This window comes from Bradyrhizobium sp. UFLA06-06, from assembly GCF_054820065.1.
This window is the reverse complement of record NZ_JADFUD010000061.1, coordinates 21006-39195: the sequence shown is the minus strand read 5'-3', so window position 1 is coordinate 39195 and position 18190 is coordinate 21006. Positions and strand designations below refer to the sequence as shown.

The 18190-nt window shown below is 66.5% G+C and carries 19 protein-coding genes; 8 read left to right on the top strand and 11 right to left on the bottom strand.

The annotated features are described in order from the left end of the window. Window positions 1–29: 29 nt before the first annotated feature. Window positions 30–2372, bottom strand: coding sequence for a mechanosensitive ion channel family protein (locus IF803_RS34235; RefSeq protein ID WP_461195176.1), 2343 nt, complete (start codon window positions 2370–2372; stop codon window positions 30–32). A gap of 326 nt (window positions 2373–2698) precedes the next feature. On the opposite strand from IF803_RS34235, the gene IF803_RS34230 reads away from it, so the two are divergent. Continuing rightward, window positions 2699–4429 (top strand): ATP-dependent Clp protease adaptor ClpS, encoded by a 1731-nt coding sequence (locus IF803_RS34230; protein WP_461195175.1) that lies wholly within the window; start codon window positions 2699–2701, stop codon window positions 4427–4429. A 7-nt stretch (window positions 4430–4436) separates the two neighbouring features. Here the strand turns inward: IF803_RS34230 and IF803_RS34225 are convergent, their stop codons facing one another. Then, window positions 4437–6524 carry a tetratricopeptide repeat protein gene (locus IF803_RS34225; protein WP_461195194.1) on the bottom strand — a complete coding sequence of 696 codons (2088 nt, stop codon included), beginning with the start codon at window positions 6522–6524 and terminating at the stop codon, window positions 4437–4439. A 340-nt stretch (window positions 6525–6864) separates the two neighbouring features. Here IF803_RS34225 and IF803_RS34220 point away from each other — a divergent pair, with 340 nt between their 5' ends. Both IF803_RS34220 and IF803_RS34215 read left to right on the top strand, forming a co-directional pair. Continuing rightward, complete coding sequence (locus IF803_RS34220) at window positions 6865–7329, top strand: Rrf2 family transcriptional regulator (protein ID WP_461195174.1); 465 nt, start codon at window positions 6865–6867, stop codon at window positions 7327–7329. Further along, window positions 7316–8134, top strand: a complete 819-nt coding sequence (locus tag IF803_RS34215; RefSeq protein WP_461195173.1) for a class I SAM-dependent methyltransferase — start codon at window positions 7316–7318, stop codon at window positions 8132–8134. Before IF803_RS34220 ends, IF803_RS34215 begins: the two co-directional genes overlap by 14 nt. 45 nt (window positions 8135–8179) lie before the next feature. Here IF803_RS34215 and IF803_RS34210 read toward each other — a convergent pair whose 3' ends face one another. The 9 genes from IF803_RS34210 to IF803_RS34170 all read right to left on the bottom strand — a co-directional run bounded on the left by IF803_RS34210 (window position 8180) and on the right by IF803_RS34170 (window position 14718). Then, window positions 8180–8347, bottom strand: a complete 168-nt coding sequence (locus IF803_RS34210) for a hypothetical protein (RefSeq protein ID WP_411781011.1) — start codon at window positions 8345–8347, stop codon at window positions 8180–8182. A gap of 50 nt (window positions 8348–8397) precedes the next feature. Then, the gene (gene mscL / locus IF803_RS34205; RefSeq protein ID WP_461195172.1) at window positions 8398–8817 is read right to left on the bottom strand and encodes a large conductance mechanosensitive channel protein MscL; all 420 of its coding nucleotides are present in this window, start codon (window positions 8815–8817) and stop codon (window positions 8398–8400) included. A gap of 78 nt (window positions 8818–8895) precedes the next feature. After that, window positions 8896–9180: a hypothetical protein gene (locus tag IF803_RS34200; RefSeq protein ID WP_461195171.1), complete on the bottom strand. Its 285-nt coding sequence runs from the start codon at window positions 9178–9180 to the stop codon at window positions 8896–8898. 77 nt (window positions 9181–9257) lie between these two features. Further along, window positions 9258–9662 carry a DUF3597 domain-containing protein gene (locus IF803_RS34195; protein ID WP_212054220.1) on the bottom strand — a complete coding sequence of 135 codons (405 nt, stop codon included), beginning with the start codon at window positions 9660–9662 and terminating at the stop codon, window positions 9258–9260. 500 nt (window positions 9663–10162) lie between these two features. Next, a complete protein-coding gene (locus IF803_RS34190; RefSeq protein WP_028340422.1) occupies window positions 10163–10663 on the bottom strand; it encodes a Rab family GTPase in 501 nt (166 codons plus the stop codon). After that, window positions 10663–12414 (bottom strand): OmpA family protein, encoded by a 1752-nt coding sequence (locus IF803_RS34185; protein WP_461195170.1) that lies wholly within the window; start codon window positions 12412–12414, stop codon window positions 10663–10665. The genes IF803_RS34190 and IF803_RS34185 overlap by 1 nt, the downstream gene beginning before the upstream one ends. Window position 12415: 1 nt before the next feature. After that, window positions 12416–12781: a hypothetical protein gene (locus IF803_RS34180; RefSeq protein ID WP_461195169.1), complete on the bottom strand. Its 366-nt coding sequence runs from the start codon at window positions 12779–12781 to the stop codon at window positions 12416–12418. 160 nt (window positions 12782–12941) lie between these two features. Continuing rightward, the gene (locus IF803_RS34175; RefSeq protein ID WP_411781017.1) at window positions 12942–13598 is read right to left on the bottom strand and encodes a response regulator transcription factor; all 657 of its coding nucleotides are present in this window, start codon (window positions 13596–13598) and stop codon (window positions 12942–12944) included. Between the two features lie 49 nt (window positions 13599–13647). After that, window positions 13648–14718: a sensor histidine kinase gene (locus tag IF803_RS34170; RefSeq protein ID WP_461195168.1), complete on the bottom strand. Its 1071-nt coding sequence runs from the start codon at window positions 14716–14718 to the stop codon at window positions 13648–13650. 248 nt (window positions 14719–14966) lie between these two features. Between IF803_RS34170 and IF803_RS34165 the strand changes: the two genes are divergently transcribed. The 5 genes from IF803_RS34165 (at window position 14967) to IF803_RS34145 (ending at window position 18187) form a co-directional block, all read left to right on the top strand. Continuing rightward, entirely contained in the window at window positions 14967–15281 is a 315-nt protein-coding gene (locus tag IF803_RS34165) for a hypothetical protein (protein ID WP_461195167.1), read from the top strand. Window positions 15282–15503: 222 nt separating this feature from the next. After that, the gene (locus IF803_RS34160; protein ID WP_461195166.1) at window positions 15504–15956 is read left to right on the top strand and encodes a MarR family winged helix-turn-helix transcriptional regulator; all 453 of its coding nucleotides are present in this window, start codon (window positions 15504–15506) and stop codon (window positions 15954–15956) included. A 41-nt stretch (window positions 15957–15997) separates the two neighbouring features. Next, on the top strand, window positions 15998–16612 hold the full coding sequence (locus IF803_RS34155) for an isochorismatase family protein (RefSeq protein ID WP_461195165.1): 615 nt from the start codon (window positions 15998–16000) through the stop codon (window positions 16610–16612). Next, window positions 16599–16928 (top strand): hypothetical protein, encoded by a 330-nt coding sequence (locus IF803_RS34150; protein WP_016848133.1) that lies wholly within the window; start codon window positions 16599–16601, stop codon window positions 16926–16928. Before IF803_RS34155 ends, IF803_RS34150 begins: the two co-directional genes overlap by 14 nt. After that, a complete protein-coding gene (locus IF803_RS34145; RefSeq protein ID WP_461195164.1) occupies window positions 16925–18187 on the top strand; it encodes an MFS transporter in 1263 nt (420 codons plus the stop codon). The genes IF803_RS34150 and IF803_RS34145 overlap by 4 nt, the downstream gene beginning before the upstream one ends. Window positions 18188–18190: the final 3 nt, after the last annotated feature.

The following is an 18190-nucleotide window of genomic DNA, read 5'->3' as shown; positions in this document are numbered from 1 at the left end:
TGCGGGCTCCTCAGGATGAGGGTCAGGAATCACCCCGCCGCGCGGCGCGGCTGGGCGTTGGTATCGGGCTCGGAGGGTGAGGGAAGCTGCATCAGGATGGTCTGGCCCATCGAGGCGATCTCGATGCCCTCCTCCTGGAAGCGCCGTTTCATGCGGCGGTTGAACTCGCGTTGCACCGCCCAGCGGCCGCTATCGGTGCAGCGGATCTGGCCGACGATGGTCACGACCGAGCCGTCGACCTTGTCGACGCCCCACAATTCGAGGTCGCCTCGGATGAATGCGCGATACGCCGTCTCCTGGCGCATTTGGGCGACGATGTCCTTCAGCACCTCGCCGGCGCGGTCGGTGTCCTCCTTGTAGGACACGTTGACGCTGACCGCGGCATTGCCGGCGCCGCGGCTGGAGTTGGTGATCGTCGTCACCGCGCTGAACGGCACCACATGCACCGAGCCGTCGCCGGCGCGCAGCCGCATGGTACGGATCGAGACGTTCTCGACCACGCCCGAAAGGCCCGACACCGTGACGTTGTCGCCGACCTGCACGGTGTTCTCGATCAAGAGGAACAGCCCGGTGATGAGGTCCTGCACCAGCTTCTGCGAGCCGAAGCCAATCGCGATGCCGACGATGCCGGCGCCGGCGAGCAGCGGCGCGACATTGACGCCGATCTCGCTGAGCGCCGTGAGGCCGACCACCGCGACGATCATGCAGAACAGCGCGGTTCGCAGCATCGGCTGGAAGGTGCGCAAGCGCGCGGCGCGGGCGTAATGCCCGTCGCGCGACAGGGTGTCGATCTGCCGGTCCATCAGCGCGTTGGCGACTTCCCAGATCACGGCCGCGGCCAGCGCGGCGATGCCGATCGTCACCAGCGCCGAGATCAGGCGGCTTCCGATCTGGCCGCCATAGAACCAGACGATGGCGTCGACGCCCCAGACCTCGAGCAGCGCGACGAAGCCAATGAAGGCGATCACCGCCGTGACCACCTTGCGCAGCAGCGGCAGATAGCGGTTGGCGCGGGTCTCGAGCCCCGGGAAGCGCTGGATCAGCTCCGGGCTGATGCGGAAGCCGCGATCGATCAGGCTCAGCACGACCATGGTGACGAGGCGGGTAACCAGCAGCACCGCGATGGTGCCGACGAAATATTGCAGCAGCAGCGAATAGCCGTTGCGGATGTTGAGCGCCCACACCGCCCACAGCGCGAGGTCGAGCGCGATCGCCAGCACATGCCAGAGCGCCGCGAGCCGGTTGCGCGTCCGCGCCGCAAGCCCGGTGCGGTCGGCCGGCGCGCGGATGACGTCGGCGACCTGGCGGCGGCACTGCAGGATGATGACGACGACGAAGAGATGCACCACCAGCATCACGAGCCGGATCAGCGCAGCATAGCCGGCACGATGCAGCCCGAGCAGCAGCGCGACATTGGCGAAGGCGATGCCGGAGACGCCGACCGCAACGATGCGCCGCGCCCAGATCTCGATATAGGCCGCGGTCTCGGCACGGACGCGGAACAGGCCGAACGGCCCCGCCAGCGCGCGCACCGCGCAGATCAAGACGCGCGAGAACACATAGGCGTTGACGACGGCCAGGATCACGAGCCGCGTGGTCGATTGATCGCCGATCTCGGTGCCGAGCAGCGCGGTGGCGATGCCGCCGAACACGACGACCGGCAGCAATTCGAGCAAAAGGCGCCCAAGCACGAAGGGCAGCCGGACCAGCGACTGCCAGGCCCGCGCCAGGCTGAGCCGGCGCCGCTGCAACTCGGGCGCCGGCGTGACGTCGGCAACCGACGACGGCGGATCGACGCTGGCGAGCGTCTGCACCGGCATGCGCGCGGTCTGCGGCAGCCGCGCTTCCAGGAACGCGACCGGCCGCTTGATCAGGCGGAACACCACCCATTCGGCGGCCAGCGCGCAGCCGAACACCAGCGCCAGCTTCCAGGCGATATCGATCAAGAGGCCATAGGCGACCGGATCATTGGCGGTGCGCACGAACCAGTAATAGAACGCCGGGAAATGCGTCAGCGTGCGCGCGACGTCGGCGACCTCGCGCGACATCTCGCCGACCTGCTCGGACACCATCAGCAACAGCTGCGCACCGAGGCTGTCGGCGGTGAGCGGGATCGATGACTGCGGCTGCTCGGGCGCCGGCTGCGCCGCCGCCTGCGGCGACGCATTGGCGATGGCGCGCAGCGTGTTGATGATCTCGCCGCGTTTCTTGTCGTCCTGCAGCGTGTCGAGCGCGCGCTTGGCCTGCTCGGGCGTCAGCGCGTCGCTGGTAACGGGTTGCGGCGGCGCCGGCTTGGCGGCCGGCTGCGCGAACGCGGGAGAGACGAACAAAGTGAAGACGAGAAGCAGCGCAAGGCGAAGTTTGTGCGACACGAGGGCCTCATAAAATAACTGCGCGACCGCAAACCCTTGGGAGGAATCTGCTCTCGCGCTCGCGCCATGTCGGATACTCCTTTTCGCCCCGATGGTGTGTCGGAAGTTTGCCGCTGTGACGGCCATCTCTTGGCATTTGTCTTGGCATTTGCCGTAACACAATCGTCACAGGCGTTGAGCCGCGTTTACTCTTCCAGTGCGCGTTCCCGGCCGATCGGCTCACTACACGTCAGGGATGAGACCGCAGAATCTTTCGCTTGACGCGCAGGAGCCGCCGTGATGTTCTTACTTTGTTCTTTTGTTCCCAATTGCGTTTCGGGGGTCTCATGCACGACGTGTTTAGCGACGACGGTCCGGTGCGGCTCTTCATTCACGACGACGACGAGACCCCGCTGGAATTCGTGCAGGATTTGTTGCGCACGGTGTTTGGGAAATCCGAGCAGGAAGCCATCGCCTCCGCTGCCTTGATCGAGGCCAAGGGCGCCATTCCGTGCGGCCCCTATCCGGGACCGGTCGCACGGGCAATCTTCAACTCGGCGAAATGGCTGATCCGCTCGAACGGTCAGCCGTTGATGATCACCACCGAATCCGCCGACGCCAGCCGCCCCTGCGATCTCTGCGAAGCCCCGAGGGCCGTGACGGAGATTCTGATCCCCGGTACGACTGCGTCGCTGTGCAGCGACTGCCTGCTCGCTGCACGCCGCAGCTCGGAAGAATTGCCGGGCGAGACGTTTCGGTCCGCTTACGTTGCGCTCGACTGGCATTTCGCCGGCGTTCCGCGCAACCTGATCGTGACACGGGCGCGACAGTTTCCGGGCCACATGCGCGCCGACGTTCAGGTCGCGATCGACAAGCTGCTCACCGATCCAATCCATTTCTTCGGCATCCATGAGGAATATCGCTACGAGACGCTCGACTTCGCGGCGCTGATGAAGGCTGGCCGGAATGCACCGGCGATCGCGCCGCCGCAATATCGCGACGTCGATATCGGCGAGGCCGAGCCGGTGAAATGCCTTGCCAACGGACTATGGCTGTGCCGAACCGGCGAACTGCGCTACGCCGTGCTGCTGACGTTCCATCGCGAATACAATCACGAGCCGTCGCTGCGAATCGAGCTTGCGTTGCCCGCCGGGGCGACCGGCAATGCTTTCGTGCAGCGCACCTTCTCCGAACTGGAAGCCGCCGTGCATGCAGCGCGATCCTATCGCGGCAAGATCCTGTCGCTGGAGGATGGCGCCAACTATCGCGGACGTTCGGGTGGCTTGACCGTGCATCGCCTGCCGACGGTCGCTCGCGATGACGTGATCCTGCCGGACCGGACGCTGCGGCTGCTCGACCGCAACGTGCTCGGATTTGTCGAGAGCCGCGATCTGTTGCGCGGGCTCGGCCAGTCGACCCGCAAGGGCATCCTGCTGTATGGCCCACCCGGCACCGGCAAGACCCACACCATCCGCTATCTCGCCACCAACTTGCCAAACCACACAACGCTGATCATCACCGCCGAGCAGGTCGGCCTTCTGGGCGCCTATATGAGTCTTGCCCGGCTGCTGCAGCCGACCATGGTCGTGATCGAGGATGTCGATCTGATCGCACGCGACCGCGAGGACATGGGCGGACCGTGCGAGGAATCCCTGCTCAACAAGCTGCTCAACGAGATGGACGGCCTGAAGGAGGACTGCGACATCCTGTTCGTGCTGACCACCAATCGGCCGGAAGAGCTGGAAGGCGCGCTGGCCGGCCGGCCCGGCCGCATCGACCAGGCCATCGAGGTGCCGCTGCCCGACGAGACCGGACGCGGCAAGCTGATCCGGCTGTACGGCAAAGGCCTGCCGCTGGAGCAGCCGATCGTCGACGAAGCGGTGCAGCGCACCGCCGGCGTCAGCGCCGCCTTCATCAAGGAGCTGATGCGCCGCATCGCGCAGGCCAGCATCGCCCGCGAGGGAGGCCAGGATGTCACCGCTGACGACATCGACGGAGCGCTGAACGAGATGCTGTTCGACGGCGGCCGGCTCAACGTGAAGCTGCTCGGCGGCGCGCAGGGGATGAGTGCGGGGTGATGGCCGATCACTTCGCCGCTGCCGGCAGCAGCAGCGCGCCCTTGCCGGCCGCGACGCGGGCAAGCTCGTCCGACACGCGGGCCAGCACGCGGTCCCAGGCCTGCGGCTTGTCCTGGCGGAACAGCCGCATGGTCGGATACCAGGGCGTGTCGGCGCGGTCGCGCAGCCAGCGCCAGTCGAGCGCATAGGGACACAGCATCCAGACCGGGCGGCCCAACGCGCCGGCAAGATGCGCCACCGAGGTGTCGACGGCGATGACGAGATCGAGCGCGCAGACGGCCGCCGCGGTGTCGGCGAAATCGCCGAGCATCGGCGCGAGGTCGACGATACCTGCGCCAAGGCCCCGCAGCACCGGAGCATCGTCCGGCCGCGGCTCCTTCTGCAGGCTGTAGAGCTGCACGCCCGATGTGACAAGCCGCGGCAGCACCGCGTCCGCCGGCAGCGAGCGCTGGCGGTCACCCTTGTGCCTGGGATTGCCGGCCCAAACCACGCCGACCTTCAGCGCAGTCACGCCGGCGAGCGCCTCGCGCCAGCGCGCGAGCTTGCCGGCATCCGCCCGCAGATAGGATATCGCGGCAGGAATAGTCTCGACGGTGGTGCGGAAGATCCGCGGCAGGCTCAGCAGCGGCAGTTGCAGATCCAACGGCGGCAGCGGCTCGCCGCGCGCGAATACCGCGACATCGGGCAGCATCGGCCGCAGCAGCGCGACCAGCGCCGGCTGCACCTGCAGCACGATCCGGCCGCCCCTGCCCGCCAGCATCGGCACATAGCGGACGAAATTGATGGCATCGCCGAGCCCATATTCGGCAAACAGCAGCAGCGTACGTCCGGCAAGCGGCTCGCCCTGCCATTCCGGCTCGTCGAACACGGGATCGCCGTCGCTGAGCATCCTGGTCTTGCGGCGCCACTGATACTCCTCGAAGCCCTCCTCGAACTCGCCGTTCATCAGCAGGAAATGCGCGTGGTTGTAGTGCGCCAGTGGCTGCTCGGGATCGAGCGCGATGGCCCGGCGCGACGCGACGAGCGCCGCATCGATCTCGCCGGCATTGCGCAGCGCGACCGCGAGATTGGCGTGGCCCTTGGCATAGAGCGGCTCGAGCTCGATGGCGCGCCGATGCGCGGCGACCGCGGCCTCGACCAGGTTCTGCGCCTCGAAGATGATCCCGAGATTGGTGTGCGCGGCGGCGTAGTCCGGCTTCAGCGCCAGCGCGAGCTCGGCGCAGGCGATGGCGTCGTCGACCTCTCCGAGCTCGAACAGGCAGGCGCCGAGATTGTTGAGGATGACGTGATCGGACGGGTCGCGGGCCGAGACCTGCCGATAGATGCGCACAGCCTCCTCGCGCTCGCCCGCCTCGTGCAACACCATGGCCAGCAGGCGCTGCGGCGCGAGGTTGCCGGGATCGAGTGCGATCGCGCGGCGGTAGTGCGGGATTGCGTCCTCCAGCAAGCCCTTGCGATAAAGCGCCGCGCCAAGGCCGCAATGCAGCCCGGCATTGTCGGGATCCGCGGCAAGTCCGCGGCGATAGGCCGTGGCGGCCGCTTCGTGCCTTTTCTGATCGCTCAATACATTGCCGAGGTTGAGCCAGACGCCCCGATAGACCGGGTCGCGCACGATCACCTCGCGATAGGCCTGTTCCGCCTCGACCGGCCGCTGCTGCCCGGCCAGCGCGACGGCGAGGTTGAACCGCGCCCGCGTCAGGCCGCCGTCGAGTGCGATTGCGCGGCGGAACGCGGTCTCGGCCTCCTCGAAACGCGACAGATCGCACAGCGCAACGCCGAGCTTGATGTGCAGGCCGGCATCCTGCGGCCGCAGCGTGACACCGCGCCGGAACGCCGCAGCCGCGCCTTCGTGCTCGCCCTTTACGGCGAGCGCGTCCCCGAGCGTGGCGAAGGCCGGCGCATGATCCGGATCGAGGTTGAAGACCCGGTTCAGCAGCAGCGCGCCTTCCGCGGCACGATCGGTCACGAAGGCGATGACGGCGGACAGATGCAGCGCCGGAACGTGGTCGGGATCGGCGGTGAGGATGTCGCCGCACAGCGTGCCGGCCTCCGCCGCGCGGCCCGCGCCGTAATGCGCCACCGCATCCCGCAACATCCGATCGACCGCCACGCTGCCCACGATACCGCCCCTGCCAACGACCCCGATGCGGATTAAACGGGCGGCGCCGCGAAATCCGGCACGCGAATCCCGGTTGAACAATCAAAGCCCAGGTACAGGTCCTCGATCTCTTCTCCTTCCCCCTGAAAGGGGGAAGGTCGGGATGGGGGTCAGCCGCAGACGACGCTGCAAGTGGAGAGAGCTGATCCCCACCCGCTTTGCTCTGACGAGCAAAGCGACCTCCCCTTTTCAAGGGGAGGTGAGAGGGCGACCAGGAGAGACGATGCCCGCCATCGCCCTCTTGACGGCCGCCGCATCATGTAACACATGAAGTTACATGACCCGCGATAGCCGCCTGTCCAGCGTCCTCCATGGCGTGCTCCACATGATCGGGGCCGGCGAGCCGGTCACGTCGGAGCAACTTGCACAGGCGATGGCCACCAACCCGGTGGTGGTGCGCCGCGTGATGGCGGGGCTGCGCGAGCAGGGTCTGGTGCATTCGGAGAAGGGCCATGGCGGCGGCTGGACGCTGGCGCGCGATCCCGCCGACATCACGCTCGCGGACATCTATCGCGCGGTCGGCGCGCCCACGATCGTCGCGATCGGCCATCGCTCGGAAAATCCCGGCTGCCTGGTCGAACAGGCCGTCAACGACGCGCTCGGAGACACGTTTCGCGAGGTCGAGGCGCTGTTCCTGAAGCGGCTCGGCACGGTGACGCTCGATGCGCTCGCGAGGGATTTCAAGCGTCGGCTCGCCAAACACAAGCAAAATCTCGAGGACCAGATTCATGCAGTCAAGTGAGCAGGCGAAACCTCTGCCGTACAACGATCCCGCGCATTGGGACAAAATGGTCGCCGCCTATGAGGCGCAGTCGCAGCCGTTCACGACGCTGTTCGCCGACGCCGCGGTCGCAACACTCCCGATCGGCCCGTCATCGAACGTGCTCGACGTCGCCACCGGTACCGGCGCCGCGGCACTTGCCGCCGCGCGCACCGGCGCTGACGTCACCGCGATCGACTTTTCCGCCGGCATGGTGGCGCGGGTCCGTGCGCATGGGCTTCCAAATATCGAGGCGCGGCAGATGGACGGCCAGGCGCTCGACCTGCCGGATGCCGCCTTCGACGCGGCGGTGTCGGTGTTCGGCGTGATGCTGTTTCCGGACTGGCGCGCCGGTCTCTGCGAGATGGCGCGGGTGACACGACCAGGCGGATCGGCGGCGATTGCGGTCTGGAAAAGCGCCGACGGCGCCGCCGTGCATCTCTTGCTCTCGCAGATCATCCGGCGGCTCTATCCCGACAACGTCACGCCGATGCCCTGCACGGGCCTCGCCGAGCTCGCCGATCCCGACCGCCTCGCCACTGCGCTCATCGCCGCCGGCTTCTCCGATCCGGCGATTGCCGAGGTCACCCACGACTTCAAGCTCAATGTGGCCAATCCCGGCGACGTCGACAAATTGTTCGAGTTCATGCCGCATTGGAGCGGGCTCGACGCCGAGCAGAGCGCCACAGTCGCGCGCGCCTTCCGCGCCGAGATCGAGCGCAGGCGGGTCGGCGACAGCTTCGCGATTCCGTCGACCGCGCTGATCGCGACGGCCCGGCGGGCTTGACCGCAGCTGGCGTGATCCGACTACGTTTGCGGTCGCCTGCCGGCGCTAGCGCTTGTCGTCGTCCGGCGTTTCTTCATCGCTCGGCGGCTGCAGGCCTGGGCTATTGGCCCAGCGATCGAGTTCCTCGATGACCCGCCGGTGGCTCGGCCGTAGCGGCTCTGCACCACCGGGCTCTTGCGATAATTTTCGAGGCAGCTTGACCTGATCTGGCATGGCTAGGCTCCAGAGCTGGGGGCTGTACGCAGTCGCATTCGCAGCGATTGCTACGCGCGCGACTTGAGGAGATCGCGGATCTCGGTGAGCAGATCCTGATCTTTGGTCGGCTTCGACGGTTCGGCCGGCGCCGCGGGCGCTTCGCGCTTGAGCTGGTTCATGAGACGGACCACGATGAACAGCACGAAGGCGACGATCAGGAAGTTGAGCGTCAGGGTCAGGAAGTTGCCCCAGGCCAGCACCGCGCCCTGCTTCTTGGCATCGGCAAGGTTGGTCGCCGTCACCGACTTCGACAGCGCGGTGAAATAGTTGGAGAAGTCGAGCCCGCCGCTGATCGCGCCGATGATCGGCATGATGACATCGGCCACCATCGACGAGACGATCGCGCCGAATGCCGCGCCGATGATCACGCCGACGGCGAGATCGACGACGTTGCCCTTCATGGCGAATTCCCTGAATTCCTTCAGCATGTGATCTCCTGTTTTCCAAATGGATGCGATGGCACGGCGCGGCGACTGGATCGCCGGCCGCTGCAAGGGGACGAAAGACTATCTGCGATCGGCCGGCTTCGCGGGCGCCGCGACCGGCTGCGCAGGCGCGGCCTGCTCCCATGGAGCCGGCAGGATGACCCGCGCCGGCGGCAGGTTCTGCGCGGCGCGCTGCACATTCGCATTGGCCGGGTGCGCCTCGTCGGCGGAATTATCCGCGCGGGCGATGGCGACATGGATGCCGAGCGCCAGCGCAACGAATCCAATTCCCGCAGCGAGCGCCGCGCTAAACCGCAGCATGGCAGGCCGCTGCCGGTTCATGATGGCAGGATGAGATGAGGTCATCGCAACTGCTCCTCACGCAATACACATCGTTCGGAACCGCGCGGGCGCGAGCGCCGCGCGCGGCTGGAGGCAGGACGTCAGGTCTTGATGTCATCCGGCAGCTTGCCGCCATTGGCGGCGAGCTTTGCCATCACCTGCTGATGCAGCCAGACATTCATGGTGGCGGTGTTGCTGGTGTCGCCGGTGTAGTGCAGCTCCTTCGCGAGCTCCTTGCGCGCCGCAAGGCTGCTGTCGAGACCGAGCGCCTTCATCAGGTCGACGATCGAGCTGCGCCAGTCGAGCTTCTCGCCGGTCGCAGCGGCCGCCTTGTCGACGATCGCGGCGACGTCGACGGTTTGTGCCGCCGGGGTGCCGGACGCAGCGGATGCAGAAGTCGACGCCGATGGCGCTGCGCCGGGCGCTGCCGCCGTCGTGCTCTCAGCGGTCTTGGCCTGGGCGCCGTGGCCGAAGATTGCACCCATGATGCTTCCAAAAATGCTCATGATCTCTCGCTCCATGCGCCCGAGACACCGTTCGTCCCGTGGCTGTTTCCAGTGACGGGGCGGACGATAGGCAGGCCATTGGCCGAGCGGAAGATGACCATCGTCACTATCGGAGTGTGGGATGGCGTGGTGCTGTTGGCGGGAAAAGCGTGCGGCTTTCTGCGGCCGCGCGCGAGCCATTCATCGTACGCCCCACGTGCGATGAAGTCAGCCGTCCCGGCCCGATTCGCCAGCCCCGAGAAGTCGGGACGGCTGACACAGACATGCGTTCGGTATCGCGAGCTAGCCAAGCGCTCAGGATCACCTCGCCCCGCGTGCGGGGAGAGGTCGCAACGCATCGTTAGATGCGTTGCGGGTGAGGGGGAGTTTCCGCAAACACCGCTATCACCGTATTTGTGGAGACGGCCCCTCACCCCAACCCTCTAAGAGCGAGCTTCGCTCGTCTCGACCCCGTAAGAACGGGGAGAGGGGGTGCAGCGTCATCGCGATCGCTATTCGAGCTAGAGCTGGCGGCGGCGGATGGTCTGGGCAAGTTCGACAAAGCTCTCGGCAATGCCGACGCCGGTCTTGGCGCTGACCGATTTGACGCTCGACTTCGCAAGCTCGGCGATCGCGCCCGCGCTGCCCGCGGCCTCCGGCAAATCGATCTTGTTCAGCAGCGCCCGGTACGGCCGGCCGGGGAAGCGCTCCTCGAAGCCGCGGACCAGTTCGACCATGCGGGTCACCGTCTGCGGCCGCGTGACGTCGGACACGATGATGGCGGCAGATGCGCCGGTGACATAGACGGTGTCGAAGATCTGCGTGCCGAAATCACCGTCGGTGTCCCACAGCACGAGGCGCATCGGATCGCTGCCGTCCGCCGGCACCACGTCGTGGCTCAGGATCTCGACGCCCAGCGTCGATTTGTACTGGCCCTCGAACCGGTTGTAGATCAGCCGATAGAGGATCGACGTCTTGCCGACCCCCATATCGCCAAGCAGCATGACTTTCGCGGTGAGCATCAGCGGGCCACTTCGCCTCGATAGACCGTCTCGAACGCCACGCGGCGATTGCCGCCGACGGTGGCGTCGACCCGGTCGGTGATCGGCATCGTCGCGGCGCGCGAAACCAAAATCAGCCGCGACGGATCGACCCCCAGCGCGGTCAGCCGGCGCTGGACCTGCTCGGCCCGCTTGCGCGCCAGCGTCCGGTTGGTGCCTTCCGTGCCGCTCTGATCGGCATAGCCGACGATGCGCAGCCTGAGATCGTTGTTCGCCAACAGTCCGGCGAGCTCGCGCAGCTGCTGCTCGGCCTGGTCGCTGTCGAGGACTTCGTCTGAATTGTTCGCGAAGAAGATCGCGGTCGTGGCGATGAAGCGGTCGAGCCGCGCCGCCGGGCCGTCGACGACGGATTGCAGCTTCGCGTATTGCTCGCCCAGTTTGGCGTACTGCTCGCCGAGCTTGTCATATTGCTCGGTCAGGGCGGCAGATTTCTGATCGCCCGACTTCGCCTGCGCACTGATCGCCTCGCGCATCTGGTCGAGACTCGCCTGCAGGCGCGTCAGGCTCTGCTGCAGGCCCGCGATGCCGGCCTGCGATGCCGCGATTTGCTCCGGTGCGGACACCAGACCGATGTGGTTGGCGATCTTGTACGGTGCCGCGGCCGCGGCGAGCGCATCGATCAACGGCGCGGTCTCCAGCTGGCTCGGCTCGATGCCTGAAACGGCCACGCTTCGGCTGCCGTGATCGAAGTCGAGCCGCAGCGGGAACGAGGCCAGCAACGGCTGCTTTGCGGCGAGCTGTTCCAGCGCCGCCTGGGTCCGCCGCTCCAACAGGCCGCGCGTCACCGAGGTCGCGGCAAGCCAGAGCAACAGCGCGGCCACTGCCGCGAGCAAGGCGAAAAGGATCACCTTGCCGCGCCGGCTCACGATCCTGGGTGGCGTATCGTCGGTTTCGATTGCGGCCGCCAGCGACGCCAGCATCGGCCCGTCGCAATCCGCGCCGCGGTCGATGCGCTCGATCGCATCGAAGAACAGCGAGTTGATCCGGGCATTGTCGGCGGGCCGCAGCGGTCCCAGGCACTCCGCCGCCAGGATGAAGCGCGGCGAGGCGCGCAGCGCGAGCTGCCGTCCGCCGAAATCGAGCGTTTGCAGATTGCCTTCGCCGGCCAACGCCTGCACGGAGAACTCCAGGATCGCCGCGACCATCGCGCTGAGCAGGTCGGCGCGTTCGTCGGCGGTCGCATCGCGCTTCCAGTCCGCGATCAGGCGGCCATTGCCGCGTTCGATGATCAGGAGCCGGTTGATCTGCGGCGGCTGATCGGCGAGCACGAATTCGCTGATCGGGCGCCCCGTCACCAGCGACTTGACGCGGCCGACCCACAATTGCGCCGAGGTCAACGCATTGATGCGCTGCTCGAGCGAGGCAACCAGCTCCCTGAACGAATTCGCCACCGCGGCGCTGACCAGCCGGCCGACGATCGGATAGAGCGCCTCGATCATCTGCTCGCGCGAATTCCTAATCTCGCTGCGGATCGCCGAGACCACGACCGGCGCAATCGCGCTGGCGAGCTCGCGCGGCCGGTTGACCTCGGCACGCTCCAGCGCCTCGACCAGGATGCCCGCGGTTGCCGTCTCCAAGCGGTCGGCGTTGCCGACATAGCGCTGCAGCGAGTCAAGGTCGGCCTCCAGCGACGTCAGACGCGTCGCCTCGGGCTGAAACAGCAATGTCTTGAGCTGCTCGATCTCGCGGTTCTGGCCGGCAGCAGCTGCCATGCTATTTGCCCGTGCGGCCGGATCCCAATCCGCTGATGACCGAGCCGAGCTGGGTGATCGCCGCGCCGACATCCTTCAGCGAGTCGAGCCGCTTCTGCTCGGTATCACGCTCGAGGTTGGAGAGCCGCGCAGAAAGCGCGGTGAGCTCGTTGGTGAAGTCCGCCTGCATCTGCTTGAGCGATGCCTGCATCTCCTCGCGCAGGCCCGAGAGGTTGGTCTCGAGCGAACGTTGCGCACCGCCGAACAGCAGGTCGCGGACCTGATCGATCGCCGCCATGCCATGCGCCACGGCGTCCGCGCCGTTGCCGGCCGCCGGAGCGTCCGCCGGTCCGTCCGTACCTTTGGTCTGGCGCTCGATACCCTTCATGGTCATTTCCTACTTACTCATAGCCGCGCAATCCGGACCTGCGGTGTCAAAAAGCAAATCCGAAACAACCCTATAGCCAATTTTGCGGGCGCGGCCCAGAGAAAGGCGAGCAATCTCAGCCGGATCAACCGCGTGGTTGTGCGATCGCGGCCAATTATTTCTAGTAAGTTATTGCCTTTATTGCGAGTTCTGTACGGTTCTTGACCTGGCATTTCTCCAGAATCGTGCTGACGTAGTTCTTCACGGTTCCTTCCGCCAAATGCAGCTGCTCGCCGATCTCGGTGTTGCTCTTGCCCTCGACGATCAGCGTAAGAATTTCATTCTCCCGCGCCGTCAGCCCGTCACGAACCGGCAGCTTCGCCGAGACGCGCGGACCGCGCAGCCGCTTGAACTCGTCGAGGATACGCGCGGCGACGCTGGGCGAAAGCCCGGACTGGCCGTTGATGACCGCCCGGATCGTCGAGGCGATCTCCTCCATCCTGGCGTCCTTCAGGAGATACGCCTTGGCGCCTGCGCTCACCGCCTCGAAGATCAGATCGTTGGTCTCAAACGTCGTCAGCACCACGATATGGGTCTGCGGCAATTCGCGGAGAATCCGCTGGGTCGCGGCGATGCCGTCGACCCGCGGCATCTGCAAATCCATCAGGATGACATCCGGCCGATAGCGCCGCGCGAATTCGATGGCCTGCTCGCCATCGGCTGCGCCGGGAAGGATCTCGAAATCGTCGTTCTGCTGGGCAAGCAGCGTGGCGATACCTTCCCTGATCAGGGTCTGATCCTCGGCGATCAGCACCCGTATCTTCTCAATTGTGCTCACGGGCTTTCCGTCATCCTCTCGAAAATGCGTTGAACGCGCGGCAACGAATTCAATCGGCCAGCACGCCGGCGGACGCTGCCGGCGGCACCGCCACGGGGAGCGAGATCCGGACCAGCGTTCCCCGCCCGGGCGCGCTCTCCACCGCACAGCTGCCGCCGACAAGTTCAGCAAATTCGGCCATTCCAATCAATCCGAAATGTCCTGGCGTCGGGACCGCGAGATCGAAGCCGCGGCCGTCATCGCGGATCTCGACAATCAGCTTGCGGCCGACCGCGGCCGGTTCGTCGAAAGCGTGAAAGGAGACGCGGCGCGCCTGCGCATGCGTCTGAACATTGCGCAGTGCCTCGCTGAGAATGCGCTGAACCGTCAAGCCGCAATCGCGCAAGCCGGGGCGCGCCGCTTCGTCGATCTGGATCGACACCCTGACGCCGCTGCGTGCGGCGAAGTCGCTGAGCAGCCCCTCGACATCGGGATCAAGCTTCAGGTCGTCGGGCGTGCGCAGGCGATCGATGGCTTCGCGGGCGCGCGAAAGGCCGCTCGCGGCCGCATCTTCAGCGGTCGCAAGGCTGTCCGCCACACGGGCGGGATCGGCCGACAGATAATGCCGGATCAGCCGGATCTGGGTCAGCAGCGCCACGATCGAGTGCACCAGCGTATCGTGCAGATCGCGCGCCAGCCGCAGCCGCGTCCGCGCCAGCGAGGCAAAGCGCACCTCAGCGCTCGCCGCCTCGAGCTGCTGCTCCATTAGGCGCCGGGCGCGGCGCTCGCTGCCGAGCAGCGTTTCGACCTGACGGCCGGCAAAATCCGGCATGGCGATGACGAAGTAATGCGACTGCGCGCCGTTCCACAGCACGACCGCCGTCATCGGCTGCGTGATGTCAGGCGACGCGCCACGCACCCCCGCCAGCGCGATCATGTCCCGCTGGCCTTGGGCGAGCGCCGCCAACTCGGCTTCCATGCCGACCAGCAACACACACTCGCAGCAATCGACGCCAGTTGCGGGAAGCCACTCGACCAGCCGGCCGATCTTCCGCTGCATGCTTCGATCGGCGCCGATGACGGCGAGACCGATGACGTCGGCTTCTGCGGCCGCAAGCAAATCCGCGCTCAGATCGATCATGCGTTGCCCATCAGCTCAGCGAGCAGCCCACTCTGGCGTAAGCTGGCAGCGGTCGCAAACGAATATGACTTTCGTCACAACCGGTCCTGACCTTCGTCAGATGCCGCCGCTGCTCGAAATGCGGTTCTGTCTCACGAATGAGCAACAGCGCAAGCCATGATGTGCCACATGCCGGCGTCCATGGCGATGCCGGCCGGGCGCCGGGCCTCGCGGAAGGTCGCGCCAGTCGGCCGGAATGTGAGCTGACAATGAAGGGCGCACCACGGAAACCGTCGGGCATCGAGCTGCGCATGTTGGCGGAAGCAAGCAAACCCGCGCGGCGCCGGCGCCTGAGCGCAACCCAGAAGATGGCGTTGCAGGAAGCGCTCGCCGGCCGCCTGCAGCTCTATCCGCGCGGATATGCCGCGAGCAAGACCGGACCGTTCCACTCCCGACGCGCCATTCTCGGACTGGTGCGCGCCGGCCTGATGAGCCTCAGCGCCACGGCGCGCTATGCGGCCGTGACCAGGCGCGCGCGCGAGATGCACGAGGCCGCGGCAAGCAGCGACGCCGCGCCCGAGTAAGCGCGCGCCATTGCGCTGAGGCGCTCGAAGCCCTCACCATCCATTTCATTTCTCCGCAGAGGCCTGGCCGGCGTCGCACGCGCGTGGACGCTCTCGCGTGCCGCGCCGATTCCGGCCGCGAGCAGCGTCAGACCAGCCGGTTGGCTGCAGCAGGGTACGTATGCAGATAAACTGCGAAGATAATCTTTACAGTTTATCTTCATATATGCTATCCGATCCGGCATGAGCATTGCACCGGCCCGTCCCGGCTCGGCGCGCACATCCGCGCTGGCCGAAGATCTTCGCCTGTTGATTGGAACGCTGAAGCGGCGGCTTCGCGAGCAGAGCCAGCGCGAGGACCTCCCGCCTTCCCAGGTCGCGGTGCTGCTTCGCCTCGAAAAGGACGGCCCCGCGACCGTGTCCAGCCTGGCGCGATCGGAGGGCATGCGTCCGCAGTCGATGAGCTCGGCGATATCGGCGCTCGAGGCTGCGGGCCTGGTCCGCGGCGCGCCGGATCCGGACGACGGCCGGCAAACCATCATGTCGCTCACCGATAGCTGCCGCGAGCGGCTGCGCACCGGCCGCGCCGCGCGGCAGGACTGGCTGTCGCGCACCATCGCCGCGCGGCTGTCGGCGCGGGAGCAGGACGAACTCGCCGCCGCCGTCGGCTTGCTGAAGCGGCTGGTCGAGGATTGAGGCCGGCTGCGCCGCGACCGCTTGCGAGAAAGGTAACGACCATGGCCCTGACGACGCTCGATCCGATCACCGCATTGATCGTCATCGATCTACAAAGCGGCCTCATGGGCTGGCCCTTCGCCCATCCGATCGGCGACATCGTGGCTCGTGCCGCCGCGCTTGGCGCTGCGTTCCGACGGCGCGGTCTGCCGGTCGCGCTGGTGAATGTCGACGGCAGCTCGCCGGGACGAACCGAGCAGGCGCCGCGCCATGGAAATTCAATTGGAAATCCAATTGGAAATCCATTTGGCGGCCCACTTCCCGACGGATGGACCGATCTCATTCCGGAGCTCGACCGGCAGCCCGGCGACATCGTCGTGACCAAGCGCACGCGGGGCGCATTTGCGAGCACCGACCTCGAAAGACTGCTGAGAGCGCGCAGCGTCACGCAAGTCGTGATCGCCGGCGTCGCCACCGCCGGCGGCGTCGAATCGACGGCGCGGCAGGCCTATGAAGCGGGCTTCAACGTCACGCTCGCGATCGACGCCATGACCGATGCGCGGCCGCACGCGCATGCCTACAGCATCGAGCACGTGTTCCCGCGGCTCGGCGAAACCAGCTCGACGCAGGCGATCATCGATCTCGTTGAAAGGACCAACGCGCATGAACTGGCTTGATCTCGTCGCCTATTTCTTCGGCGGCGCTTTTCTCACCAATGCGATCCCCCACGTCGTCGCCGGCATGATGGGCGAAGCGTTCCAGAGCCCGTTCGCCAAGCCGCCCGGCGAAGGCCTGTCCTCATCGACCGTCAACATCGTGTGGGGCTTCTTCAACCTCGCGGTCGGATATCTCCTGGTCTGCCGCGTCGGCGATTTCGGCTTGCGAACCACCAGCGACGTCGCAGCGCTCGGTCTCGGCGGTCTGCTGATCGGCCTGTTCCTGGCGCGGCGGTTCGGGCGGTTTCACGGCGGGAATGAACCTCAGAGAACATGAGACGCGTATTTCGATCGCTCGCGAGCTTCAACTACCGCGTCTGGGCGGCCGGCGCGCTGGTGTCCAACATCGGCACCTGGATGCAGCGCGCAGCGCAGGACTGGCTCGTTCTCACCCAGCTGACAAATCACAGCGCGTCCGCCGTCGGCATCGTGATGGCGCTGCAATTCGGGCCACAACTATTATTGATGCCGTGGACAGGCTTTGCCGCCGATCACTTCAACCAGCGCAAGCTATTGATGGCGACCCAGGCGACGATGGGCGCGCTCGCACTCATCCTCGGCATTCTCACCGTCACCGGGCTGGTGCAGCTCTGGCACGTCTACACCTTCGCGTTCCTGTTCGGCTGCGCGGCAGCGCTCGATGCCCCGGTGCGGCAGACCTTCGTCGCCGAGCTGGTCAGCGATACCAATTTGTCGAATGCGATCGCGCTGAACTCGACCTCGTTCAACGCCGCGCGCATGATCGGCCCGGCCGTCGCCGGCCTCATCATCGCCTCCGTCGGCACCGGCTGGGCATTCCTGTTCAACGGCGCATCGTTCCTGGCGGTGCTGACGTCGCTGACCCTGTTGCGCACCTCCGAGTTACGTCCGAATGCACGCGCCCATCCCACCAAGGGCAGCGTGATGCAGGGCTTTCATTATGTGTGGTCCCGGCCCGATCTCAGGGCGACGCTGATCATGCTGTTCCTGATCGGGACCTTCGGTCTGAACTTTCCGATCTTCATCTCCACCATGGCGGTTGGCGTGTTCCACACCGACGCGCGCGGCTTCGGCCTGCTGTCGTCGATGATGGCGCTCGGAACGATGTCGGGCGCGCTGCTTGCCGCGAGCCGCGAGGAGCCGCGCTTCGGCTCGTTGATGCTGGGCGCCGCGATCTTCGGGCTGGGCTGCACGCTCGCCGCATTGGCGCCGAGCTATTGGCTGTTCGCCGCGGCGCTGGTCGTGATCGGCGTCGCCGCGCTGACCGTCACCAACACCTCGAACGCGCTGATGCAGCTCTCGACCGAGCCGGCGATGCGTGGACGGGTGATGGCGCTGCGGCTCGGCGTTGCGCTCGGCGGCACGCCGATCGGCGCACCGATCGTCGGCTGGGTCGCCGATCACCTCGGCCCGCGCTGGGCGCTCGGCGTCGGCGCCGCCGCCGGCTTTGCCGCCGCGATCGTCGCAATCGGCATGCTGTCCCGATCGGGCGGCGAAGCCGAGCGCCGCAGCCAGGAGGCGCGAAGGAGCGAGGTCAACCTGCCGCAGCAGCGTTGAGCT

Coding starts and splice junctions, on each gene's coding strand:
- IF803_RS34225 (WP_461195194.1), bottom strand. CDS start 6,524: ATGTTGCGGGATGCGGTGGCGCATTACGGCGCGGGCCGCGCGGCGGAG.
- IF803_RS34230 (WP_461195175.1), top strand. CDS start 2,699: ATGCACGACGTGTTTAGCGACGACGGTCCGGTGCGGCTCTTCATTCAC.
- IF803_RS34180 (WP_461195169.1), bottom strand. CDS start 12,781: ATGAAGGGTATCGAGCGCCAGACCAAAGGTACGGACGGACCGGCGGAC.
- IF803_RS34155 (WP_461195165.1), top strand. CDS start 15,998: ATGGCCCTGACGACGCTCGATCCGATCACCGCATTGATCGTCATCGAT.
- IF803_RS34190 (WP_028340422.1), bottom strand. CDS start 10,663: ATGCTCACCGCGAAAGTCATGCTGCTTGGCGATATGGGGGTCGGCAAG.
- IF803_RS34185 (WP_461195170.1), bottom strand. CDS start 12,414: ATGGCAGCTGCTGCCGGCCAGAACCGCGAGATCGAGCAGCTCAAGACA.
- IF803_RS34160 (WP_461195166.1), top strand. CDS start 15,504: ATGAGCATTGCACCGGCCCGTCCCGGCTCGGCGCGCACATCCGCGCTG.
- IF803_RS34150 (WP_016848133.1), top strand. CDS start 16,599: ATGAACTGGCTTGATCTCGTCGCCTATTTCTTCGGCGGCGCTTTTCTC.
- IF803_RS34170 (WP_461195168.1), bottom strand. CDS start 14,718: ATGATCGATCTGAGCGCGGATTTGCTTGCGGCCGCAGAAGCCGACGTC.
- IF803_RS34220 (WP_461195174.1), top strand. CDS start 6,865: ATGACCCGCGATAGCCGCCTGTCCAGCGTCCTCCATGGCGTGCTCCAC.
- IF803_RS34165 (WP_461195167.1), top strand. CDS start 14,967: ATGAAGGGCGCACCACGGAAACCGTCGGGCATCGAGCTGCGCATGTTG.
- IF803_RS34195 (WP_212054220.1), bottom strand. CDS start 9,662: ATGAGCATTTTTGGAAGCATCATGGGTGCAATCTTCGGCCACGGCGCC.
- IF803_RS34215 (WP_461195173.1), top strand. CDS start 7,316: ATGCAGTCAAGTGAGCAGGCGAAACCTCTGCCGTACAACGATCCCGCG.
- IF803_RS34145 (WP_461195164.1), top strand. CDS start 16,925: ATGAGACGCGTATTTCGATCGCTCGCGAGCTTCAACTACCGCGTCTGG.
- mscL (WP_461195172.1), bottom strand. CDS start 8,817: ATGCTGAAGGAATTCAGGGAATTCGCCATGAAGGGCAACGTCGTCGAT.
- IF803_RS34200 (WP_461195171.1), bottom strand. CDS start 9,180: ATGACCTCATCTCATCCTGCCATCATGAACCGGCAGCGGCCTGCCATG.
- IF803_RS34210 (WP_411781011.1), bottom strand. CDS start 8,347: ATGCCAGATCAGGTCAAGCTGCCTCGAAAATTATCGCAAGAGCCCGGT.